The sequence below is a fragment of the Streptomyces sp. NPDC006476 genome (assembly GCF_040612015.1).
Classification (GTDB): Bacteria; Actinomycetota; Actinomycetes; order Streptomycetales; family Streptomycetaceae; genus Streptomyces; species Streptomyces griseorubiginosus_B.
This window is the reverse complement of the sequence record NZ_JBEXPK010000107.1, coordinates 1-20,687: the sequence shown is the minus strand read 5'-3', so window position 1 is coordinate 20,687 and position 20,687 is coordinate 1. Positions and strand designations below refer to the sequence as shown.

Below are 20,687 nucleotides of genomic sequence, written 5' to 3'. Positions count from 1 at the left end.
CCCCCGCCCTGCCCGGACACCGAAAACACCCGCACAACAAAACCGAAGAGGGGCCGTCAGTAAGCTGACGGCCCCTCACGAAAGATCGAGGCTAATGATCTCGACCTGCTTCTCGGCCAGCCAAAGTCGTTCAACAAGGCTCTTGATAGCTGGTGCGGCTTCCCCGCGTTCCCGGGCATCCAGCTCACCTTGCAGTTTGTGTGCTGCCTCCAGATAGTTAGAGATCGCAGCCTTGACTTCGGCACGGTGTGCGGCGCGCCCCTCCTCCGCGCTTCGTGCTCGAGACTCCCGGGCCGCGCTGCGCTGCACGAGCAATGTCGCTGCTGCACCAACGCTCACACCGAGGAGGGGCACAAGGCCAACGACCAGGTCAGATGCCATTCCAGAACTCATCCGCTCAGTGTGGCTCTTGCAGGAGGCACCCGGGGGTTGACCGAACGAAGTGGCCGGCGCGCGGCCCGGATCAGGTCGGCTCCTCCGAGATCGGAGGCCTCCTCACACCACTCACACCCCACCAGGGCACTTCAGCAAGATCCTGTTACGAGCTCTTAGGGCGTGCAGATCTTTAACTCGTGGCTTTCCGCTCGGTGGTTCGTTGGTCTGGCATGAGCGGGTTGGAAGAGCAATGGGTCGTGCTGGCAGCCAAGTTCAGGGCGAGTCTGCCGCACCTCGACGAGCGGCAGCGTCGCCTGTTGATAGGGGCGGAGGCCCAGTCCCTCGGCCACGGCGGGATCAGAGCGGTCGCCCGTGCTGCCAGTGTCCGTGAAGCCACTGTGTCTGTCGGTATGCGGGAACTCGGGTCTGGAGAGGCCCCGTTGGGACGTATCCGCCGGCCCGGCGGTGGCCGCAAACGCGTCGTCGAGCTTAACCCAGCAGTTCGGGAGGCACTCCTCACGCTGGTTGAGCCCGACGTCCGCGGAGATCCCATGTCACCGCTTCGCTGGACGACCAACTCTCGGCTGGCTGCTGGAGACGCTGGGCCACACCCTCTTCCAGAGCTGGGATAACGGACGCAGTTGGCGGCCCGGGCCGACGTACCTGGTCCTTGAGCAGTCCCCGGCCCTCACCGCCGACCGGCACGACCGCTGCCGGCCAGGGCTGAACCACCTGGCCTTCCACGTCGAAGACGAAACCGCGGTCGACCAGCTGGCCACCGACGCGGCTCGGCACGGCTGGCATCTGTTGTTCCCCGACCGCCACCCGCACGCCGGCGGCGCACAGCACTACGCCGCCTACCTGGAGAACGACGACGGCTTCGAGGTCGAACTCGTCGCGATCGACCCACCACAACAAAACTGAGATCAACCGATCCACAGGTCTTGACGATTACTCCCGCAATTGACGGCCAACCTCGATTTGCCGAGTCGGTTTCGACGGGCGGTCCGGCCCGTTGCCGTCCGAGACCGCGGGCGGTTCTATCAGGAGGCCGGGCGTCTTCAGCGCACCAGGAGGCCGATTGCGACCGCCAGCCGTTCGAGGTAGAACTCCCGTGATGCGGCCTGGTGCTTGAGGCCGATCGATGCGCTGATCATCGTCTGTGCGACAGGGAGGGCCCTCTCTCGTCCTGACTCGATGGCGATCGCGTCTGTGATCAGTTCCTCGAAACGTCGTGGCGTGGTCTCGATGATCTCTCCGAGGAGGTCGGGATTGGCCTCGATAACCGTTGCGACATCGCGCGTCAGCGGGCCGATGTAGCGGCCCGCCCACTGGTCGAACGCTTCGACGAGGCGCTCTGAAAGGGGGCGGCCGCTGTCGGCCAGGATCTGTTCGACCGCGGTGATGTCGCGATTCAAGGCCTGGGTGACCGCGGCACGGAACAGAGTCTCCTTCGAGGAAAAGAGGAAGTAGAGCCCGGGCCGGGACAGGTGCGCCGCCCGCGCCACCTCCTCCATCGAGGTCTTCCGGTAACCGAATCGCGCGAACGTGGCCATGGCGGACTCCAGAACCATGGTTCGACGGTCGGTATCAGCGGCTGTCGATGGCGGGTGGCCAGCGTCGGGACTGCTCATGGAGCGAGCATACGAGCGAGAACCGCACTATACAAATCAAGTCTAGTACGTATAGTCGCGCCATGGACACTCGCAAACTCATCTTCACGCCCTTCACCTCCTCCACCACCGCGGACGAGGTACTGCGGGACATCGACCTCACCGGCTTCCGTGCGATCGTGACGGGAGCTTCCTCCGGACTCGGGATCGAGACGGCTCGTGCGCTGACCGCTGCCGGGGCGGAAGTGACGCTCGCCGTCCGGAACACGACTGCGGGTGACGCCGTCGCCGAGACGATCGGAAAGTCGACCGGGGGAATCCGGCCCCGGGTCGTCCGGCTCGACCTCGCCGACCGGGCCACCGTCACACGGTTCGTCGACGCGTGGGGCGGACCCCTTCACCTGCTCATCAACAACGCCGGCGTGGTCACCGGTGGCCTCGAACGGACGCATGAGGGCTGGGAGTTGCAATTCGCGACGAACCATCTCGGCCACTTCGCGCTGGCCACCGGCCTTCACCACGCCCTGGCCCGGGGAGCGGCCGACCGCGACGGAGCAAGGATCGTCTCGGTCAGTTCGACGGCGCACATGCGGTCCGGCATCGACTTCGACGACCTCCACTTCGAACGCCGCAGCTACGACCCGCAGATCGCCTACGCCCAGTCCAAGACCGCGAACTCCCTCTTCGCCGTCGAGGCGACCCGCCTGTGGGCGTCCGACGGCATCGTCGCCAATGCGGTGAATCCCGGCGGAATCGCGACGGGACTGCAGCGGAACTTCACACCGGAACAGAAGGCGTCGCTCGACGCGGCCGAGGCTGCCGGAGTCTTCACGTACAAAACGGTCGAGCAGGGGGCCGCCACCAGTATCGTCGCGGCCGTCGCCCCCGAGTTCGCTCACTCCGGAGGCCACTATCTCGACGATGCACAAGAGGCCTACACCGTGCCGAACGACGCCGACCTGGCGCAGCACCCGCACGGGGTCAAGGAATGGGCGCTCGACCCCGCCACTGCCAAGCGCCTCTGGACCGTCTCGACCGACCTGCTCCGCTTCTGACCTCACGCCGCCACAGCAAGCCGCACCGGGGCAACCTATCGCACGCCCGTGCGAGTGAAAGTGAAGACCTAGCAACCCGTCACAAAGCGCGCCGGCCCTTGGAGGCATTCGACACGCCTCGACCGACAGGCTGCGACACCGACCGTGTCTCCCGCGCGGGCCGCTGTGCGCCCGAACAAGGCAGTGTGGGTCGGCTCGGGAGCATCGGTTGGGGTCCGCAGGGTCAGTGGTCGTCCGGGCTGGAGGCGGTCCGGGGGCGGCTTCCATTGAGCCAAGCAGCGGTGAGTTCTCCCCGGGAGCGGGTGCCGGTGCGCTGGAACAGTGGTGTCAGGCGCTGCTCCACGGTCTTGGGACTGCAGGCGAGTTCTACGGCGATCTGTCGGTTGGTCGCCCCGTCGCTGACCATGCGGACCAGTCTGATGTCGGTTTCGGCCAGCGCCTCGTGACCTTGCCGGAGCCTGGGTATGGGGATGTTGCGCTGCTATGCGGCACGGGTGACGGCGTCACGGAAGCGGCGCCCCAGCCTGAGGGTGTGGGCGTCGCGCATGGCCTCGGTCAGCCAGCGCCGGGGGTCGTCGGCGGTATGTGTCAGGCACAGGCTGGAGATGACGCTCAGGTGGACGTCGCCTCGGTACTGGATCAAGCGGTGGGCGGTCAGTGCGCTGTCCGTGTCATGGTTCGCGATGCCGCCCGCGAGAAGGAGGGCCTCGTGAATCATGGGTGTGGCTGCCTCCTCGTCGAGGGTTTCCAGTTCCTCCAGGGCCCGCTTGACCGTCTGGGGCTGATCTGAGTGGGCGGCGAGCGACTGGATGCGAAGCAGCAGCCGTTCGACTCCGGCGAGTCGGCCGCTCTTGCGTGCCTGGTGCGCGTTGTGCCAGGCCTCCTCTGTGTCTGAAGCAGCGAGAGCAGCCGGGACGACGTTTTCTGCATGCAGCCCATCCTCACCGAAGTACAGGACCCACCCTGTCCTCTACCTCCGACAAAGTGGCCTGCGAACCGTCCTGGGAGCGCAAAGCTCCCGGTCGGGCCGCCGGCATTGCGTCCAGGCGGCCGGCGGCGCGTTCACCACTCGTTCGAGGCAAGGAGCAGGACATGTCCGTCACGACCACCACCCACCTGAACTTCCGGGGCAACGCACGCGAGGCGCTGGACTTCTACCGGTCCGTCTTCGGCGGCCGCACCGTCGCGGTCACCTACAAGGACGCCGGCGCCGTGCAGAACGAGAGCGAGGCGGACTGGGTGATGTGGGGCGAGGTGACCGGCGCCGACGGTTTCCACGTCATGGCCTACGACGTCCCCTCGCAACTCCCCTGGAACCAGGGCGACAACTCGTTCTTCGTCTCCGTACGCGGCGACGACACCACGGAGATCAGTGCCCTGTGGGGCAGGCTTGCCGAAGGCTCGGCCATCGTGCGGCCGCTGGAACCCGCGCTGTGGGCGCCGCTGTACGGCATGCTCACCGACCGCTTCGGCGTCACCTGGGTCCTGGACGTCGCCGCCCCTTACAACGGCTGAACCGGCCAGATCTGACATGCCTGCGCCGTCCGGGCCGCCTCAGCCACACGGGCGGACCGGACGGCGGCAGGCACCGAGCACGTATAGCAGTGGAAGGAAACGGGTCACCGTGCGGATGCGGAAGCTGGGACGGACCGGCATCGAAGTCAGCGCCTACTGCCTTGGAACCATGATGTTCGGCAAGATGGGCAATCCGGATCACGACGACTGCGTGGGCATGATCCAACGGGCGCTCGACGCGGGAATCAACTTCGTCGACACCGCCGATGTCTACGGCTACAGCGAGACCGAGGAGATCGTCGGAGAGGCCCTCAAAGGACGCCGAGACGAGGTCGTGCTGGCAACCAAGTTCAACGGCCCGATGGGCGAGGGCCCCAACCGAAGCGGCAGCTCCCGGCGCTGGGTCATCCAGGCGGTCGAGGGCTCGCTGAAGCGGCTGCAGACCGACTACATCGACCTCTACCAGATCCACCACCCCGACCCGCACACCGACATCGAGGAGACCCTCTCCGCGCTCACCGACCTCGTGCGTGCCGGGAAGGTCCGCGCGATCGGCTCCTCCAACTTACTGGCCTCGGACATCGTCGAGGCCCAGTGGGTGTCCCAGCGGCGCGGCCTGCACCGCCTTCGAACCGAACAGCCCACCTACTCCATACTCAACCGCGGCATCGAGCGCGAGGTCCTGCCCGCCTGCCGCCGCTTCGGCATCGGCGTTCTGGTGTGGAGTCCGCTGGCCATGGGCCTGCTCACCGGCCGCTACCGCAAGAACGCCCCACGGCCCGCAGGTGCCCGCATGCACTGGGTCCCCAAGCACCTCACCGACGAACGCAAGCTTGATGCAGTCGAGCAGCTGCTCAGCCTCGCCGAAGAATCCGGCCACTCCCTCACGCACCTCGCCATGGCTTTTGCAACCAGCCACCCCGACGTCACCGCCGCCATCATCGGCCCACGCACCATGGACCAGCTCGATGACCTGCTTGCCGGCGCCGCCCTCACCCTCGGCGACGACATCCTCGACAAGATCGACACCATCGTCCCGCCAGGTACCGACATCAGCCCTCTGGACGTCTCTGACACACCCCTCTCCCTCACCCGCACGGACCTGCGCCGACGCCCGCTCCACGAGCGGGCAGCCGCCTGAGAACCCATGACCGTTCTCGACAGCCGCGCCCTCAACCGCGCCACCCTCGCCCGCCAGCACCTGCTCACGCGCGCCGCCACATCCGTGCCCGAGGCTGTGGCCCACCTGTGCGGCCTGCAGGCGCAAGAGCCCCAGGAACCATTCATCGGGCTGTGGTCCCGCCTGGCCGACTTCAATCCCAGGCAACTGGACGACGCGCTCACCGGCCGCACGGTGGTGCGCACCCACCTGATGCGCCGCACCGTCCACCTCGTCACCTCCGACGACGCGCTCGCCTGGCGAGCCCGCCACGACACCATGCTGCGCCAGCGAGTGCTCGGCACCTGGCGGCGCGAACTGGCCGGCATCGACGTGGAAGAGGTCGCCGCCGCCGGCCGCGCGGCCGTTGCCGACCGGCAGCCCCGCACCATGAGCGAGCTCGTACAAGAAGCCGTCGAAGACCGCTGGCCCGGCCCACCACGCAGGGTCCTGGGCGAGCTGCTCGTCGCAGCCCTCATCCCCATGGCCCAGCTCCCGCCCCGCGGCCTCTGGCACCAGAGGGCGGGCGTACGCAACCTGCCGTTGGCCACCTGGCTGGAACGGGACCTCGACCCCCTGCCCGCCCAGGACAGCGATCCCGTCGGGCAGCAACTGTTGCGCCGCTACCTTGCTGCCTACGGGCCCGCCGCCAGCGCGGACCTACGCGCCTGGTGTGGCCTCGCCGGACTTCCCGCCGCAGTCAAAGCCATCCGAGAAGAACTGATTGCCTTCCGCGACGAACGCGGCCGCGAACTGCTCGATCTGCCCGACGCGCCACGCCCCCACCCCGATACCCCCGCCCCCGTCCGGTTTCTGCCGGCCTTCGACAACGCCATCCTCGGCTACCACGACCGCAGCCGCATCATCGACGACGCCCACCTCGGCCTGTCCGTCGCCGGCCAACGCACCGTCCTCGTCGACGGACGCGTCACCGCCACCTGGACCGCACGCGACCACCTACTTCGCGTCCGCCCCCTTCGTCCCCTCACCGTCCTGGAACAAGAAGCCGTCCAGGCCGAAGCCCAGGACCTGGCCACCTTCCTGGACGAAGACATCGAGCACATCCAACTCGGCACCGAGAGCTGAGCTGTACCGGGATTTCTGACTTGCGGAGGGTCTCCCGCCACATGGGTGCGGCGAGCGCAGTATCGAGCATCGAGTGATCTCCCTTGGTCCAACACAGGAGGGCTCCGAGACGCTGTCCGCGTTCGACCTCCGCAGGAGTGAGCGGCGTGCTGACCACAACTGCGATTGCAGTACCGAGAGACACATGACCCGAGGTCCTCCCCACCCGCCTGGCCCGAGCAAAAGACACCGGCGCCTACGTCGTCGGCATCCCAGACACTGAAGCGCCGCAGCGTGATCGGCGCGCCGCAATGCCGGCGGCCTGACCGGGAGCTATGCGCTTCCAGGACGGTTCGCAGGCCACTTTGTTGGAAGTAGAGGACAGGGCGGGTCCTGTACTTCGGTGAGGATGGGCTGCATGCAGAAAACGTCGTCCCGGCTGCTCTCGCTGCTCTCGCTGCTTCAGACGCACCGGGACTGGTCGGGCGAGGATCTCGCCGAGCGCCTCGCCATCACCGTGCGCACCGTGCGCCGTGACATCGACCGCCTGCGCGAACTCGGCTACCTGATCAGCACGGTCAAGGGACCGGGCGGCGGCTACCGCCTGGAGGCCGGCACCCAGATGCCGCCCATGCTCTTCGACGACGGCCAGGCCGTCGCCCTGGCCCTCGCACTGCAGGGCGCGGCCACCGACACCACCGTCACCGAGGACGCCGCCCGCGCCCTGGCCACCCTCCGCCAGGTCATGCCGCCCCGCCTGCGCCACCGCATCGACCTGCTGCGCATCACCGCCGTCCAGCCGCCAGCCACCGACGGCACCCTTCAGGCCGCCGCGCAGGTCCTGGTGGACCTCAGCCGCGCCATCCACGCCCGCGAGGAAGTGAGATTCGACTACACGTCAGGCCCGGGCGCCTCCGGTGACGTCCGGCGTGTGCAGCCCCATCACCTGGTCACCTGGCGTCACCGCTGGTACCTCGTGGCCTGGGACCTCGACCGCGAGGACTGGCGCACCTTCCGCGCCGACCGCATCCGCCCCCGCACACCCACCGGTCCCCGCTTCACCCCACGCGAACTCCCCGGCGGCAACGTCTCCACCTTCGTCACCAGCCGGTTCCGCGGAAATGACGGCACCACCACCGACTGGCCCTGCCGCGGCGAAGTCGTCCTCCACCTCCCGGCCGCCGAGGTCGCGCCCTTCGCCCACGACGGAATCGTCGAGGAACTCGGCCCCCACCACTGCCGGCTCACCCTCGGCTCCTGGTCCTGGACCGGACTCGCCGCCGCCCTCGGCTGCTTCGACACCGACATCGTCGTCATCGGCCCACCCCAACTGGCCACGGCATTCGCCAACCTCGCCACCCGCTACACCCGCGCCGCGGCAACAGGACCAGGGACCGGTTCGACGCCGTAGGAACCAAACGCACCACCCCGTCAGCCGTCGGTGGACCGAGCAGAGCCCCAGGGCCCTCGATCTCGTGAAGCTCAGGCTGGACGATGCGTGCCAGCTATGGTCATCGCCCGGCCTGATCCCGGTCAGGATGGCGGGGCAGTCAGGACGGCCTTGGCCGCCAGCCAGAGATTCCTGATCATCGGATTCGGGTCGCCCTTGCGGCTCACGGTGGTCTCGTGATCGCCGAACCCCAGCAGGCCGTGGCGCACTCCGCCCACGCCCTCCAGAGGCCGGATCAGGGACAGGTTCACCTGGTGTGGCATACGGCATCCGGTACGTGGCGCATCCGCGGCTCATAGAGGAAGACCGCGCACGGGTCGAAAAGCCAACGCAGTGGTCTAGACGCGGCGAACTGTTGAGGGCGCTTGCTGCGCAACACGGGCCAGGTCCGCCGAGCAACCGTCGATTCGCCTCAGGATCAGCCCTGACGCCAGGTGCGCAACCTTTCGGCGATGCCGTACGAGTCCAGCCGCAGCTCCCGGACGTCGTAGATCAGTTCCCGCCAGAGCTCGAACTTCGTGTCGACGCGTTCTCCGGAGGCCTCCAGGTAGGCGATGGCGACGCCGTATCCGTACACCTCGTTGCGGGCCGGGAGCGGGCGCAGCAGGACGCACTCCTCCAGCATGACCGCAGCCCGCCAGAAGGCGTCAGGATGGTTCTGATCATGCCGGGGCGGGTCGACCCGGTGGCGCTGGGCCATGCCGACGAGCACGGAGAAGTCGTTGACGGTCAAGTCGTCGCGGAGGATGTCTTCCTGGCGCTCGAGGAACCACCGGTAGTCGACGTGTACGACGGGAGGCACAGGTCAGGCCGCCCGGGAGTGTGTAACGGGCGGCAGCCCGCCGAACTCGGCGTCGAAGGCGTCCATGACGCCGGGCTCGCTGATCACGCGGCGGAAAGCGGCGGTCGCCGTCTGCATCGCCCGCTCTTGTTCCTTTTCCCCTGCCAGCTTTGCGAGGTAGGCCTTGACGGACAGGCCTTCGGCGGCGGCGAGTCCCTGCAGGGTGTCCCTGGTGCTGGTGTCGACCTTCACGGTGGTTTCAGCCATACCCGTAGTATCCCCCACGGTATACGCGCCGCGCTACCTCCTCGGTGGGGTCGCCCCAGGGCGCTGTGCGTGTATGCCCGGACTGAGAGGTGCGGCTGGGCGCTGTGCGGCCTCCGCCCGTCTCCCCGCGGTCGTTGTCGCGTTCTGCGGCGCCGGGCATTGTCAGTGGTGGCAGGCAGGATGACCGGCATGACGACACCAGCAGCAGTGATCACGGATGTTGCCGCCTACGCACAGGCGGTCGAGGACGCGGTGAAAGCGTCGGCCGCCTACTACACGGGTGGGACGTCGTCCCTGGACGATGACGCCTACGACCGGCTGGTGCGCGGCATCGCCGCGTGGGAGGCCGACCATCCTGACCAGGTGCTGCCCGCGTCTCCGACAGGGAAGGTCGCCGGCGGTGCCGTGGAGGGCGATCTCCCCCACACGGTGGCCATGCTGAGCCTGGACAACGTGTTCTCACCGGAGGAGTTCACCGCCTGGACCGCCTCCGTGGCCAAACGGATCGGCCGCGACGTCGAGCGGTTCAGTATCGAGCCGAAGCTGGACGGGCTCGCGGTCGCCGCCCGCTATACCAAGGGCCGGCTGAGGCAGCTGATCACCCGCGGGGACGGGACGGCCGGGGAGGACGTCTCGCACGCGATCGGCACCATCGAAGGCCTGCCGGACGAACTCGCCGAGCCGGTCACCGTCGAGGTCCGCGGCGAAGTCCTCATGACCACGGCCCAGTTCGAGCACGGCAACGAGGTGCGCACCGCGCACAGCGGGCAGCCGTTCGCCAACCCGCGCGGCGCCGCTGCGGGCACCCTGCGCGCCAGGGAACGCGCCTACACCGTGCCGATGACGTTCTTCGGCTACGGCCTGCTGCCGCTGCCGGATACCGAGACGGCGCTCGCCGCGCGGCTGGGCGAGCTCGCGCACAGCGAGCTGATGGTGCAGGCCGCCGCGTTCGGGATCAACACCACCGCTACGACCGCGGTGCCCGGCGTCACCGCCGACACCGTGGAGCAGGTGCTGGCCCGGGTTGAGGAGATCGCCGCGCTGCGGGCCGAGTTGCCGTTCGGGATCGACGGGATCGTCGTCAAGGCCGACCTGGCCGCCGACCAGCAGGCGGCAGGATCGGGTTCCCGCGCGCCGCGATGGGCGATCGCGTACAAGCTGCCCGCCGTCGAGAAGATCACCCGGCTGCTCGAGGTGGAGTGGAACGTCGGCCGTACCGGCATCATCGCCCCGCGCGCCGTCCTGGAACCGGTCGAGATCGACGGCGCCACCATCACCTACGCCACCCTCCACAACCCGGCCGACATCACCCGCCGCGACCTGCGCCTGGGCGACCACGTCATGGTCCACCGGGCCGGCGACGTCATCCCCCGCATCGAAGCCCCCGTCGCCCACCTGCGCACCGGCGACGAACAGCCCATCCTCTTCCCTGAGGTGTGCCCGCGCTGCGGATCCGCCATCGACACCAGCCAGGAACGCTGGCGGTGCGAGCAGGGCCGCAACTGCCACCTGGTCGCCTCCCTGTCCTACGCCGCCGGCCGCGACCAGCTGGATATCGAAGGCCTCGGCGCCACCCGCGTCGTCCAACTCGTCGACGCCGGTCTCGTGGCCGATCTCGCCGACCTGTTCGCCCTCACCCGCGACCAGCTCCTCGGTCTGGAGCGGATGGGTGAGACCAGCACCGACAACCTCCTGGCCGCCATCGCCGCGGCCAAGGCGCAGCCGCTGTCACGGGTCCTGTGCGCGCTCGGGGTGCGCGGCACCGGCCGCTCCATGTCCCGCCGCATCGCCCGCCACTTCGCCACCATGGACAACATCCGCACCGCTGACGCGGACGCCATGCAGCAGGTCGAGGGCATCGGCACCGAAAAGGCTCCCTCGATCGTGGCCGAGCTCGCCGACCTCGCCCCGCTCATCGACAAACTCGCCGCCGCCGGAGTCAACATGACCGAACCCGGCGCCACCCCACCCGCCCCGGATGACGGTGCCACGGGCGACTCCGCCGAGAACCCCGAGCGTGCGGGCGGACCCCTGGACGGGATGACCGTGGTCGTCACCGGCGCGATGACCGGTCCCCTGGAGAAGCTCAGCCGCAACCAGATGAACGAGCTCATCGAAAAGGCCGGCGGCCGTTCGTCCTCCAGCGTCTCCAAGAAGACCACGCTCGTCGTCGCCGGCGACGGCGCCGGATCCAAGCGGACCAAAGCCGAGGACCTCGGTATCCGCCTGGCCACCCCGGACGAATTCGCCGCTTTGGTCGCCGACTACCTCAACTAGTGCCGCATCAGACAACCTTCGCCCCGTTCGCCCTGACGTCGGGGGGCAGGGCTTCGCGCTGCGAGTCCAGGTGTGCCGCGTAGCCTCCCTGCGTGACGCACTCCCACCGCACGTTCGAGAATCCTCCCGCGCTGCCCCACGACGTCGTCGCTGAGGCAGTGGAAGGGGCACTCCACGACAGCGCGCTGGAAGCCCCGGCAGCAGCCGCGCTGGTCGGCATCGCTTTGAACGACGACGATCGCGCGTTCATCGAGCACTGCTGTATCGAGGTGGGAACCAGGGCGGCGGCTGGGAGCCAACTGCTTGGGCTGGCCGGCCTGTGCCTGGGACACACGGCCCGCAGGTTCGGCCGACTCAGTGATCGAGCGGTGGTGCTGGGGTGTCCGGAGCCGACTGGGTCGAGGTGCCGACCGGTGATCTGATCGCCTACCTGCGAGCTGCCTTGAACCAAGAGTGATCTCGGCAGATCGATGAGGTCGAACCCCGCCAGGCAACCCCTGGCGGGGTTTCTCGCATGCAAATCGGTGAGCGGTTCAGGACCCGGATGTGCCGATGTCCACACGTGCGGCGACCGGTAGGTGATCACTCCCGGTCTTCGGCACCGTCCACGAGCTCACCGGCTCGATGCCCTGGATCGTGATCCGGTCCATCCGTGCCATCGGGAACGAGGCCGGCCAGCCGAAGCCGCTGCCCGCCGCGCCCTGTGTGGAGCGCATCTGGGAGGTGACGCCGTTGAGGGAACGGTCGTTCATCGTGCCGTTCAGATCGCCGAGCAGCACCTTCCGATTCAGCGGCTCGCGGGAGACGACCTCGCCCAGCGCACCGCGCTCGCGTTGCGCTGCCGGGCCGTGAACCCTGCCTCCACCTTCACCCGCACCGACGGGCATGTGGGCGACGTGGAACGCGGCCTGTCCCGCGGGCGTGGTCACCGTGGCGCGCATTGCGCGTGCCCGGCCCGGCTTGACGACGGCCCTCACCCCGGTCATGGGGTACTTGCTCCACAGGCCGACGGTGCCCTGCACCGAGTGGTACCTGTACGTCGACGCAGCGGCAACCTCGCAGTGCCTCCCGTGCCAAGGGCCCTGGCAGCCTCGCTGACGGTCCTCGCCTGAATGGACTCAGCACACAGGGGTCGGGAAACCCCGTGAACAGGCGAGAACTACGGAGGGGTGTTTCCCGGGCCAGACACCCAGCAGCCGACATTTCCGCAGGTCACAGCCTTGCTCAAGGAGACTTCCAAAGCGGGTGTCGCACGTTCGAAGCCTGCCGGGGGCACAGAGAAACACCTGGTCAGAGGTCCTTCCTGCCGGCGGACGGGAGGGCCCGGGGCTGCTTCCGGTTCTTCGGCGGCGGCCCGGCCTTCTCCTCGTACCGGCGGCCGAGGCGCAGCTGCCTGTCCGGCCGGGCCGGCCCCCCATGGGTGATCCGGGCCGCCCCATGCCGTCGACCAGCGTGTGGAGGAGGGCGGGTCGGGACTCGGCGCGTCCGCTACCGGGCGTGCCACTCCCTGGCGCTGGCCGCGTAGACCGTGCGGCGGGCGCGGTTGAGGTTGCCGAGGGGGCGGAACTCCGCCGGGGCGTGCCAGGGGTTGAAGGCGAGGGTGTCGACGCGCTCGCGAGTGGCCCGGCCGTTCGGGTCGAGGGCGTTCTGGGCGGGAATCGTCAGGGTGGCCACGGCGAGCCAGGGCGAGTCGCTTTCCTTCCATTCGACTGCCCCGTCCTCGATCGGTGTCAGCCTCTCGCTGACGTACTTCTGGATGTGCAGGGCGAACCGGACCGACGCGTTGCTCAGCCGGGCGGCGAAGTCGGTCTGGAGACCGTCGGCCGAGTCCGGCATCGGGGCGGGCGTCTGGGCGGAACCGTCAATTGGGCCGAGTGGGCTGAGGCGGAACCTGACGGGGCCTGTGTCGCCCCACAGGATCGCTCCGCGACTCCAGTAGGACTCCAGGGCCAGGCCGGGCGACGGACGGTTGGCCTGCCTGAGATTGCGGAGGACGCGGGTGGTCTCCGAAGGGCCCAACTTGGCCAGCATCCGCGGCAGGACCAGGAGTTTGGGACCGGCGCCGATCCTGGCGATCTCCACGAACTGGGTGGCGTCGCGGGCGTGGGAGACCGGGTAGCTGGTCATGAGGAGGTCGTGTTCGCCGCCACCGGGGAGGGTCAGCTTCAGTGCCGCACCGCGGAGGTCGGGGCTGCCGTCGGGCCGGACGGTGCCGCTGGCGTTGGACAGCCGGACGATGGCCGGCAGCCGGGCTCCGGCGGTGAAGTCTCCGGCCCAGAGGTCGGAGGGCAGATCGGTCCGGAAGGCGAGTTCGGCGTTGTCCACTCCGACGACGATCTTGGCGTGGAACGTGCGGCGTGAGACCTGTGAGCCGGACTTTTGTTTGTTCGTCCGCTGGACGCTGACGACGACGTCCGCCAGGTCGCGGAAGTGGGCCTCTTCGGCCTCTGGTGAGCCGCCGTGATAGATCTCGCGCCAGCCGCCGGGCGTCGCGTCCGGTGCGTCCCGTGTGTCCGGTGCGTCCGGTGCGTCCGGCGGGGAGTCGTGGGTGTCTGTCATGGTGTGTCTTCCTCCGTCGGCGGTGCGGCCGTTCAGACGATCCTGGCGTTGTGCGTGGCGGTGTCGATGACGTCGTCGAGGCGGCCGGCGAGGATCTGCCGTGCCGCGCTGAGTGTGAATCCGGCGGCTGTGCCGGCGGGGACGTGGGCGGGGACGGCGAGGGCGTAGGGGTCGACGAGGACGTCGACGACGACCGGGCCGCCGGTGTGGGCCAGCGCGGACGCGAGGCCGTCCGCCACGTCACCGGGGTCTTCGATGCGGATGCCCTTGGCACCCATGGCCTCGGCGACGGCGGCGAAGTCCGGGTTGGCGAAGTCGGTCCCGAACGGGACGAAACCGGCTTCCTGTTGCTCGATCTTGACGAAGTCCAGGCCGCTGTTGTTCAGCACGATGTGGACGACGGGCAGTCGGCGCTGTACCTCCGTGAGCAGGTCGCCGAGTGCGAGCATGGTGAACCCGCCGTCGCCGCACAGGGCGATCGTCTGCCGTCCGGGGAAGGCCAGTTGTGCCCCGAACGCGCCGGGCGAGGCGGTGGCCATCGACGCCCACGAGAACGATCCGAACAGCCGCCGCTTCGGCCCGTACCTGATGTGCCGGGCCGCCCAGATGACGGGGGTGCCGGTGTCGGCGAAGAACAGCGCGTCGTCGGCGGCGAGGTCGCTGAGGACCGTGGCGAGGTACTCCGGCCTGATCGGCCTGATCCGCGGCCCCTTCTCCGCGTAGTGCCGCATCCTGCGGTGGAACCGCTCGGTCTCCTCCACACAGCGGGCGAGGAACCCGCCGTCGGACTTCGGCTCGACCAGTGGCAGCAGCGCGGCCACGGTGGCCCGTACGTCGCCGGTGACGGCCAGGTCCACCGGTACGCGCCGGCCGAGCCGTTCCGGGTCGTGGTCGACTTGGATGATCCTGGTCCCGCCGTGCGGCAGGAAGCTGCTGAACGGGAAGTCGGTGCCGAGCATCAGCAGCACGTCCGCGTGCTGGAGCGCGTGATGGCAGCCGCCGTAGCCGAGGAGGCCGGTCATCCCGACCGCGTTCGCGTTGTCGTGCTCGAGGAACTGCTTGCCCTTGAGGGAGTAGCCGACCGGTGCGCCCAGCTTTCCGGCCAGCGCCGTCACCTCCGCGTGCGCCCCGGAGCAGCCCTGGCCGCCGAAGACCGCCACCGTGCCCGCCTCGTTGATCAGCTCGGCCATGGCGGCGAGGTCCTCCGCTCCGGCCGGCGCGCGTACCGGTCGGGGCAGCCGGATCTCGTAGCGGTCCTTCGGCGCGTGCGCCGCCGCGACGTCACCGGGCAGTGCGACGACCGCGGGGCCGCCCCGGGTCACCGCGGCCGTCACCGCGGAGGTCACGACGGTGCGGAGCTGGCCGGGGTTGACCAGCCGGCCCACGTACACCGCCGCGGACGCGAAGAACCGGTACGGATTCAGCTCCTCGACGGTCTCGCTGTCCATCAGTCCGGTTTCGGTGTCGCCGGCCAGGACGATGACGGGCACCTTCTCCTTCAAGGCGTCCAGCATGCCGTTGATCAGGTGTGCCACTCCTGGGCCTGCCGTCCCGCACACGGCTACCGGATGCCCCGTCAGTTTCGCCTCCGCGACCGCGGCGAAGACGCCGAACTCCTCGTTGCGCACGTGCACGAAGTCGACCTGGCCGTTGCGGCGCATCGCGTCGACCACCGGGTTGAGTGCGTCGCCGACTATGCCGTAGCAGCGTCGTACGCCCGCGCTGACAAGCATCTCCCACAGGCCGTCGGCCACCGTTTTCGACATCGCGGGTGTCTCCGTTCTCAGCCGGTCTCAGCCGGTGTCAGCCGTTCTCGTCGGGTTCGGGTTCGGACCCCGACCCGGATGCGGGTCCGGTCAGCGGGTCTCGCCGGGCGTGGCGTCGAGGACTCCGGCGCGCGGGCTCAGTGCCCAGTCGAGGGCGAAGTCGGCGACGGCCTCCCAGCCGGGCTCGCCGCAGGTGAAGTGGTCGCGGCCGTCGAAGACGGTGTGGGCGGTGACCGCCGTCGAGTGCTTCGCGTTCTTCTCGTAGTTCTGCCGCTGGACGACCGGGGGCAGGATGTGGTCGCTGCCGCCGGAGACGAACAGCAGCGGCGCCCGGTCACCGTCGGCGAAGTCGAAGGTCGTGGCCGCGTGCGGGGTGACGGCCGCGAGGCCGCCCTGGAAGAGGATGCGGGTCGGCGTCGGCACGGCGTAACGGTCGTAGGCCCGCCGGGAGGCGTCCTCGTCCAGGGTGTTGGTGAAGGCGTAGTGGAACTGCTCGGCCGTCAGGGGCACGGCCCGGTGTGCGTTGGCCGGGTTCTTCAGGACCGGCAGGACCGAGCGGAGCTCCGAGAACGGCATCGCGTTCACGCCCTTGACCGCGGCGCCGTCGATCGACACTCCGGCCGCCCCGAGCCCGGCACCCACCAGGAGCTGGGCGAACGTCCCGCCGAACGAGTGCCCCATGATGATCGGCGGGGAGTCGAGTTTCCCGATGACGGCGGTGAGATGATCCAGCACCTCGCGCACCCCGACACCGGCGATCGCCGACGCGTCCTCGCGGAGCGCCGCCACCCCGGCCTCCCCCGGCTCGATCCCGGGGTATCCGGGCGTGAGCACGGTGAAGCCCCGCTCCTCGTACCGGGCCGCCCAGTGCTCCCAGGCGAGCGGCGTCATCCACAGGCCGTGGATCAGGACGATCGTGTTCGGTGCAGAAGTCATGCCCGCATCCCTCCGTCGCTACGGCAGCCGCCAGGGCGGACGCCCGGCCGGTTCTGTCCTGCCGCCGTCAGCGTGGCACCGCGCGCACTGTGCACGGTGCCAAGGATTCGACCGGCTGTTGTGCACGGCAACAACCCTTGACGGCAGCGGAGTCGAAGATGTCGACCGCGAGCGGTGCCGGGCGCGTCCCCGTCCGACACCGGCCGACCGGAGCCTGTTCCGAGGCCAGGCCCCGTCGGCGCACCCGGCGGCCCCCGCCGACTCTCACTCGGGCCGGGCCAGAGTGTCGCCGCCTGTCGTGTCTCTCCAGACGACGGCCAGCCTGGCCAGTTCGCGGTGTGCGTGACGGTCGAGGTCGAGGCCGGTCAGCTTCTCGATCCGGTTGATGCGGTAGAGCAGGGTGTTGCGGTGGGCCGGGAGCGCTGCCGCTGCCGCGGTCCGGTTGAAGCCGTGCGCGGCCAGGCACCGCAGCGTCTGCGACAAGGTCCCGGAGGGGTCCTCGGCGTCCAGCCGGCCGAGGACCCGCCGCACGATGTCCTCGGCCAGCTGGGGGGAGTTCGCGAGCATGAGCTCCGTCAGGAAGTCGTCCGCGCGGATCCGTCCCCGGCGTCCGGCCCGGCCCGCCAGGGTGACCAGGTCGTGCAGGTTGCCGACCGCTTCCGCGAGCCCGGCGGCGCCAGTGGCCGACTCGGCGGCAAGGATCAGCGTGCTGTCGTCGAGGAAGCCCGCCCAGTCGAAGCCCGGACCGGTCAGCCCGGCGACGCGGTGCCCCTGTGTGCAGGCGAGTGCGCCCGCGGACCGCAGACGCGCCGCCAGGCCGGCGTGCGCGGCGGCCGAGCCGCCGTCGATCGCGGCGACGAACGGGCAGTGGGGGCCGGCGAGTTCGAAGCCCAGCCGCTCCGCCCGGTCGAGGTCCTCGATGGTCGTCGCCGACCGGGCGCAGATCCGGGCGAACAGCGTCGCCGCCCGGGAGTCGCCGTCGGCAGACGGCAGGTCCCGCTGGTCGGCGAACGCCCGCGTGACGGTCGTCAGGGCGATGTCGAGGAACGCCCACGGCACCTCCAGGTGAGGCGGCGGCCAGGCACCGTCCTCGGGCAGGCCGGCCTCCGTCACGCTGCTCGGCACCGCCCGCGCCGCGCCGCAGCAGGCACGGATCGCGTCCTCGGCGGCGAGGCCGTGCCGCGCCGCCTCGCGCGCCGCCTCGTACAGGTCCGACAGCACGTCCCCGCCGGGCTCCTGTCCGCTCAGCAGCCAGTTCCTGACCAGTTCCAGGCTGCGGCGGATGATGTCCTCCATGGCTCCCGCCTGGGAGCCATGGCCAGGTATTCGTCCGGCCGGGGTGTCGCTCAGATCGCGGGCCAACTGCCGTGCCAGCGTCTCGCTGTCCAGGTCGTGGAGTACGCCGCGCAGCTGGCCGGACGCCGCGAGTCCGACACCGGCCCGGGGCGTGGCGTACATGGATGTCACCTTCCAGATGCTCGGTGCGGACTGGTTCTCGCCGGTGCATGGGGGGCAGCCCACGCAGGGACAGCCGGTGGCAGTCCACGCATGGGCAGCCGGTGGCGGCCTGCGCACAGGGATGTCCGGTGCGGCCGGTGCGCCGGGGTAGCTGACGACGACCGGTGGACGGGGGGCCGCTGTCGTGGGCACCGTCGGCCCCGGTGCTGTCGCTGTCGGCACGCGTCGGGCACGGGCCGTCGGCGCGAGACCGCTACAGCAGGTCCGGCGGCGGGAGCAGGAAGTTCCATGCGCTCAGCACCCCGCTGACGAACGCCACGAGCAAGGCGGGCAGCAGCAGGTAGAGCCCGGCGGACCTGCCGGACTCCAGGACGGTTCCGCCGGCCACGAACAGCAGCATGACGACGATGCTGGTGTCACGGCGGTCGAAGAGGCCGGTCAGCCGCTTGTCGGCGGTGACCGGAGCGCGCCTGCGTCGCCCGATGGCCAGCAAGCTCAGGCCCCCGGCCAGCCCGGCGGTCATGAGCTCGGCGCCCAGGGCCCAGTCGGCCTGGCGGGGCACCAGCAGAATCGTCGCCATGACCAGCGGCGCAAGGAACAGCACGAGGGTCTGCGCCGCGATCGCGCGCAGCACCGGGTGTCTGGCGATCCGGTTGGCGTTGAGGGACACCGCGACGAACAACAGGCCGGTGAGGGCACCGCTGGCGCCTCCGGTCATCACGGCGAAGCTTTCCCAGTCAACGGGACCGGCCATGTCCTCGCACTCCCCGCGTAGGCAACTGGAACAGGTCTTTCGGGACAGCTTCCGCGACGCTCGGGCAGCACCCCGGCGGGCACTTCCCGCGGGGGCCGCGCCGGGACCGCGGCCGGTGTCCGGCGCGTGACGGACACCGGCACAGGATCCCCTCCGCATGCGCGTTCTGTCCGCTCCATTGAACGCTCTCCCGCCCTGTGCGAGGGCACGAAGACCCGGCTGGGTTTTGGGAGTTCGCCCAACGGGAACGCCGATAGCTTCGCGGCATGAACAAAAGCCCCGTCGCCCGCCTGGGCGGTTCCTGGACCTGGCATCTGCTCTACGGGCTGATCTCGATCGTCATCGGCGTCATATCCGTGGCGTGGCCCGGTCCGACCCTCGTCGTACTCGCGGTGGTCCTCGGCGCTCAGCTGATCGCCACCGGGGTCTTCCGGCTGGTGGGATCGGCGAGCCTGGGGGAGACCGGTACCGCCCGCACCCTCACCGCGGTCCTCGGCGTGGTGAGCCTGCTGCTCGGGCTGTACGCGATCCGGCACGTTCTGATCACGGTGCTCGCGCTGGGGCTGCTGCTCGGCGTCTACTGGATCGTGGACGGTTTCATCGCCGTGTTCGCGGCGGTCGACCATCCCGGCCTGCCCGGACGAGCATGGGACGTCTTCATCGGGCTGCTCGGTGTCCTGGCCGGCCTGACGCTGCTGGTCTGGCCGGGGCTGTCGCTGCTGACGCTGTCCTTCCTGGCCGGGCTGTGGCTGATCATGCTCGGGGCCATGCAGCTCGGCCTGGCACGCCGGATCCGGGGCGTCGCCCGACCGGCCTGACTCCATCCTCCGCGGGGTCAGTCCTCCGCGCGGCCTCCGGCTTCGGTCGCGGTCCTCAACGGGTCGCGCCACGGCGGGTTCTGCGACTCGGAACCCGCACTGATCAGCGGCCGGCTCACTTCGACCGGTCGGCCTTTCCGGACGGGTCCCCCGCGGAGAGACGGGACCTGGTGCTGTGACCGCAAAGGTTCACCGGCCTGGGGCGTGTGCCTTCCTTTGACTGAGCTTGACGTTTGACGTCGCACGTCACTCGAACTCCTGAGATCGCCGGTTTCTCGTAGCACGTGACGCGGCCGTCCTCCACGCCTCGAGATCTCGAGTAACGGAGCGTGAAGGAACGGCCGCTGAGGACGAGTTTCCCCACTGATATCGCAAGGAGCGCGACAAGGTCATGTTCGTCGAGTTTTTCGACAGAGACAACGGCGCCGGACTCGGCGCCGGCCGCCAGACCGGGCGTACCGGCATCGTCGCGGATCTGATCCCCCGCGGCGGCACCCCGCCCCCGGGGCGATGAGGAACGCGTCCGCCCCCGGGCACGCACCGGGCAAGGTGCCCGATACCCCGCCGTTCGGGCCGTGGGGGTTTCGACGTGGGCCGAGAGGGGTTCGCATGCAGCCAGACGGGCGACGAATAGTGTTTCAGCGGCGTCCGGGACAGGGGTCGCGGGCGCTGTTGGTGTGTCTGGGGCCGGTCGGTGTCTGGTGGCGCGCGTGTCGGTCTCGACGCGTGGTCCATGCTGATATACGCGGGTTGGGTACCGCAGGACGGGCTGTTCGGCGGGAGCGTTTCCGCGGGTCTAGAGATCGAGCGTGGCGGGCTGTGGCCGCTGCTCATAGTGC

General features: G+C 69.5%; 22 protein-coding genes and 2 pseudogenes. 11 read left to right on the top strand and 13 right to left on the bottom strand.

Annotated features, from left to right (window positions below):
• Positions 1–75: 75 nt before the first annotated feature.
• Positions 76–381, bottom strand: coding sequence for a hypothetical protein (locus tag ABZZ74_RS48245; RefSeq protein ID WP_356950481.1), 306 nt, complete (start codon positions 379–381; stop codon positions 76–78).
• 224 nt (positions 382–605) lie between these two features.
• On the opposite strand from ABZZ74_RS48245, the pseudogene ABZZ74_RS48240 reads away from it, so the two are divergent.
• Positions 606–965, top strand: a pseudogene (locus ABZZ74_RS48240) (ISAzo13 family transposase); the annotation flags it as partial.
• Positions 901–1,299 (top strand): glyoxalase, encoded by a 399-nt coding sequence (locus ABZZ74_RS48235; RefSeq protein ID WP_356950480.1) that lies wholly within the window; start codon positions 901–903, stop codon positions 1,297–1,299. The pseudogene ABZZ74_RS48240 and the gene ABZZ74_RS48235, both read left to right, overlap by 65 nt.
• A 137-nt stretch (positions 1,300–1,436) precedes the next feature.
• Here ABZZ74_RS48235 and ABZZ74_RS48230 read toward each other — a convergent pair whose 3' ends face one another.
• The gene (locus tag ABZZ74_RS48230) at positions 1,437–1,931 is read right to left on the bottom strand and encodes a TetR/AcrR family transcriptional regulator (protein ID WP_356950483.1); all 495 of its coding nucleotides are present in this window, start codon (positions 1,929–1,931) and stop codon (positions 1,437–1,439) included.
• A 140-nt stretch (positions 1,932–2,071) separates the two neighbouring features.
• Here ABZZ74_RS48230 and ABZZ74_RS48225 point away from each other — a divergent pair, with 140 nt between their 5' ends.
• Positions 2,072–3,043, top strand: coding sequence for an SDR family NAD(P)-dependent oxidoreductase (locus ABZZ74_RS48225; RefSeq protein WP_356950479.1), 972 nt, complete (start codon positions 2,072–2,074; stop codon positions 3,041–3,043).
• A 223-nt stretch (positions 3,044–3,266) separates the two neighbouring features.
• On the opposite strand, the gene ABZZ74_RS48220 is transcribed toward ABZZ74_RS48225, so the two are convergent.
• Together ABZZ74_RS48220 and ABZZ74_RS48215 are read right to left on the bottom strand one after the other, a co-directional pair.
• Positions 3,267–3,464, bottom strand: coding sequence for a helix-turn-helix transcriptional regulator (locus ABZZ74_RS48220; protein ID WP_356950482.1), 198 nt, complete (start codon positions 3,462–3,464; stop codon positions 3,267–3,269).
• 60 nt (positions 3,465–3,524) lie between these two features.
• The gene (locus ABZZ74_RS48215) at positions 3,525–3,761 is read right to left on the bottom strand and encodes a hypothetical protein (protein ID WP_356950478.1); all 237 of its coding nucleotides are present in this window, start codon (positions 3,759–3,761) and stop codon (positions 3,525–3,527) included.
• 374 nt (positions 3,762–4,135) lie between these two features.
• Here ABZZ74_RS48215 and ABZZ74_RS48210 point away from each other — a divergent pair, with 374 nt between their 5' ends.
• The 4 genes from ABZZ74_RS48210 to ABZZ74_RS48195 all read left to right on the top strand — a co-directional run bounded on the left by ABZZ74_RS48210 (position 4,136) and on the right by ABZZ74_RS48195 (position 8,193).
• Positions 4,136–4,558, top strand: a complete 423-nt coding sequence (locus ABZZ74_RS48210) for a VOC family protein (RefSeq protein ID WP_356950477.1) — start codon at positions 4,136–4,138, stop codon at positions 4,556–4,558.
• A gap of 109 nt (positions 4,559–4,667) precedes the next feature.
• Entirely contained in the window at positions 4,668–5,699 is a 1,032-nt protein-coding gene (locus tag ABZZ74_RS48205; protein ID WP_356950476.1) for an aldo/keto reductase, read from the top strand.
• A 6-nt stretch (positions 5,700–5,705) separates the two neighbouring features.
• Positions 5,706–6,803, top strand: a complete 1,098-nt coding sequence (locus ABZZ74_RS48200) for a winged helix DNA-binding domain-containing protein (RefSeq protein WP_356950475.1) — start codon at positions 5,706–5,708, stop codon at positions 6,801–6,803.
• Between the two features lie 397 nt (positions 6,804–7,200).
• Positions 7,201–8,193, top strand: coding sequence for a WYL domain-containing protein (locus ABZZ74_RS48195; protein WP_356950474.1), 993 nt, complete (start codon positions 7,201–7,203; stop codon positions 8,191–8,193).
• Between the two features lie 122 nt (positions 8,194–8,315).
• On the opposite strand, the gene ABZZ74_RS48190 is transcribed toward ABZZ74_RS48195, so the two are convergent.
• From ABZZ74_RS48190 to ABZZ74_RS48180, 3 genes are all read right to left on the bottom strand, one after another.
• On the bottom strand, positions 8,316–8,495 hold the full coding sequence (locus ABZZ74_RS48190) for a hypothetical protein (protein ID WP_356950473.1): 180 nt from the start codon (positions 8,493–8,495) through the stop codon (positions 8,316–8,318).
• Between the two features lie 155 nt (positions 8,496–8,650).
• Positions 8,651–9,034 carry a toxin Doc gene (locus ABZZ74_RS48185; RefSeq protein WP_356950472.1) on the bottom strand — a complete coding sequence of 128 codons (384 nt, stop codon included), beginning with the start codon at positions 9,032–9,034 and terminating at the stop codon, positions 8,651–8,653.
• Positions 9,035–9,037: 3 nt separating this feature from the next.
• Complete coding sequence (locus tag ABZZ74_RS48180; protein WP_356950471.1) at positions 9,038–9,280, bottom strand: antitoxin MazE7; 243 nt, start codon at positions 9,278–9,280, stop codon at positions 9,038–9,040.
• 189 nt (positions 9,281–9,469) lie between these two features.
• On the opposite strand from ABZZ74_RS48180, the gene ligA reads away from it, so the two are divergent.
• Together ligA and ABZZ74_RS48170 are read left to right on the top strand one after the other, a co-directional pair.
• Positions 9,470–11,557 carry an NAD-dependent DNA ligase LigA gene (ligA, locus tag ABZZ74_RS48175; RefSeq protein WP_356950470.1) on the top strand — a complete coding sequence of 696 codons (2,088 nt, stop codon included), beginning with the start codon at positions 9,470–9,472 and terminating at the stop codon, positions 11,555–11,557.
• Positions 11,558–11,649: 92 nt separating this feature from the next.
• Positions 11,650–11,979: a hypothetical protein gene (locus ABZZ74_RS48170; RefSeq protein ID WP_356950469.1), complete on the top strand. Its 330-nt coding sequence runs from the start codon at positions 11,650–11,652 to the stop codon at positions 11,977–11,979.
• A gap of 111 nt (positions 11,980–12,090) precedes the next feature.
• On the opposite strand, the pseudogene ABZZ74_RS48165 reads toward ABZZ74_RS48170, so the two are convergent.
• The 6 genes and pseudogenes from ABZZ74_RS48165 to ABZZ74_RS48140 form a co-directional block, all read right to left on the bottom strand.
• Positions 12,091–12,600, bottom strand: a pseudogene (locus tag ABZZ74_RS48165) (endonuclease/exonuclease/phosphatase family protein); the annotation flags it as partial.
• A 445-nt stretch (positions 12,601–13,045) separates the two neighbouring features.
• Entirely contained in the window at positions 13,046–14,116 is a 1,071-nt protein-coding gene (locus ABZZ74_RS48160; protein WP_356950468.1) for a hypothetical protein, read from the bottom strand.
• 32 nt (positions 14,117–14,148) lie between these two features.
• On the bottom strand, positions 14,149–15,882 hold the full coding sequence (locus tag ABZZ74_RS48155; RefSeq protein ID WP_356950467.1) for a thiamine pyrophosphate-dependent enzyme: 1,734 nt from the start codon (positions 15,880–15,882) through the stop codon (positions 14,149–14,151).
• 90 nt (positions 15,883–15,972) lie between these two features.
• A complete protein-coding gene (locus ABZZ74_RS48150) occupies positions 15,973–16,818 on the bottom strand; it encodes an alpha/beta fold hydrolase (protein ID WP_356950466.1) in 846 nt (281 codons plus the stop codon).
• 264 nt (positions 16,819–17,082) lie between these two features.
• Positions 17,083–18,276 carry a helix-turn-helix domain-containing protein gene (locus ABZZ74_RS48145; RefSeq protein ID WP_356950465.1) on the bottom strand — a complete coding sequence of 398 codons (1,194 nt, stop codon included), beginning with the start codon at positions 18,274–18,276 and terminating at the stop codon, positions 17,083–17,085.
• 253 nt (positions 18,277–18,529) lie between these two features.
• The gene (locus tag ABZZ74_RS48140; protein WP_356950464.1) at positions 18,530–19,030 is read right to left on the bottom strand and encodes a hypothetical protein; all 501 of its coding nucleotides are present in this window, start codon (positions 19,028–19,030) and stop codon (positions 18,530–18,532) included.
• A 266-nt stretch (positions 19,031–19,296) separates the two neighbouring features.
• Here ABZZ74_RS48140 and ABZZ74_RS48135 point away from each other — a divergent pair, with 266 nt between their 5' ends.
• Together ABZZ74_RS48135 and ABZZ74_RS48130 are read left to right on the top strand one after the other, a co-directional pair.
• The gene (locus ABZZ74_RS48135) at positions 19,297–19,848 is read left to right on the top strand and encodes a DUF308 domain-containing protein (RefSeq protein ID WP_356950463.1); all 552 of its coding nucleotides are present in this window, start codon (positions 19,297–19,299) and stop codon (positions 19,846–19,848) included.
• A 391-nt stretch (positions 19,849–20,239) separates the two neighbouring features.
• Positions 20,240–20,362: a hypothetical protein gene (locus tag ABZZ74_RS48130; RefSeq protein ID WP_356950462.1), complete on the top strand. Its 123-nt coding sequence runs from the start codon at positions 20,240–20,242 to the stop codon at positions 20,360–20,362.
• The last annotated feature ends 325 nt before the right edge of the window (positions 20,363–20,687 follow it).

Excerpts from the sequence above, each read along its gene's own strand:
- ABZZ74_RS48135 (WP_356950463.1), top strand. The coding sequence starts at position 19,297 with ATGAACAAAAGCCCCGTCGCCCGCCTGGGCGGTTCCTGGACCTGGCAT.
- ABZZ74_RS48190 (WP_356950473.1), bottom strand. The coding sequence starts at position 8,495 with ATGCCACACCAGGTGAACCTGTCCCTGATCCGGCCTCTGGAGGGCGTG.
- ABZZ74_RS48230 (WP_356950483.1), bottom strand. The coding sequence starts at position 1,931 with ATGGCCACGTTCGCGCGATTCGGTTACCGGAAGACCTCGATGGAGGAG.
- ABZZ74_RS48195 (WP_356950474.1), top strand. The coding sequence starts at position 7,201 with ATGCAGAAAACGTCGTCCCGGCTGCTCTCGCTGCTCTCGCTGCTTCAG.
- ABZZ74_RS48145 (WP_356950465.1), bottom strand. The coding sequence starts at position 18,276 with ATGTACGCCACGCCCCGGGCCGGTGTCGGACTCGCGGCGTCCGGCCAG.
- ABZZ74_RS48225 (WP_356950479.1), top strand. The coding sequence starts at position 2,072 with ATGGACACTCGCAAACTCATCTTCACGCCCTTCACCTCCTCCACCACC.
- ligA (WP_356950470.1), top strand. The coding sequence starts at position 9,470 with ATGACGACACCAGCAGCAGTGATCACGGATGTTGCCGCCTACGCACAG.
- ABZZ74_RS48140 (WP_356950464.1), bottom strand. The coding sequence starts at position 19,030 with ATGGCCGGTCCCGTTGACTGGGAAAGCTTCGCCGTGATGACCGGAGGC.
- ABZZ74_RS48210 (WP_356950477.1), top strand. The coding sequence starts at position 4,136 with ATGTCCGTCACGACCACCACCCACCTGAACTTCCGGGGCAACGCACGC.
- ABZZ74_RS48200 (WP_356950475.1), top strand. The coding sequence starts at position 5,706 with ATGACCGTTCTCGACAGCCGCGCCCTCAACCGCGCCACCCTCGCCCGC.
- ABZZ74_RS48245 (WP_356950481.1), bottom strand. The coding sequence starts at position 381 with ATGGCATCTGACCTGGTCGTTGGCCTTGTGCCCCTCCTCGGTGTGAGC.
- ABZZ74_RS48150 (WP_356950466.1), bottom strand. The coding sequence starts at position 16,818 with ATGACTTCTGCACCGAACACGATCGTCCTGATCCACGGCCTGTGGATG.
- ABZZ74_RS48160 (WP_356950468.1), bottom strand. The coding sequence starts at position 14,116 with ATGACAGACACCCACGACTCCCCGCCGGACGCACCGGACGCACCGGAC.
- ABZZ74_RS48180 (WP_356950471.1), bottom strand. The coding sequence starts at position 9,280 with ATGGCTGAAACCACCGTGAAGGTCGACACCAGCACCAGGGACACCCTG.
- ABZZ74_RS48215 (WP_356950478.1), bottom strand. The coding sequence starts at position 3,761 with ATGATTCACGAGGCCCTCCTTCTCGCGGGCGGCATCGCGAACCATGAC.
- ABZZ74_RS48130 (WP_356950462.1), top strand. The coding sequence starts at position 20,240 with ATGTTCGTCGAGTTTTTCGACAGAGACAACGGCGCCGGACTCGGCGCC.
- ABZZ74_RS48155 (WP_356950467.1), bottom strand. The coding sequence starts at position 15,882 with ATGTCGAAAACGGTGGCCGACGGCCTGTGGGAGATGCTTGTCAGCGCG.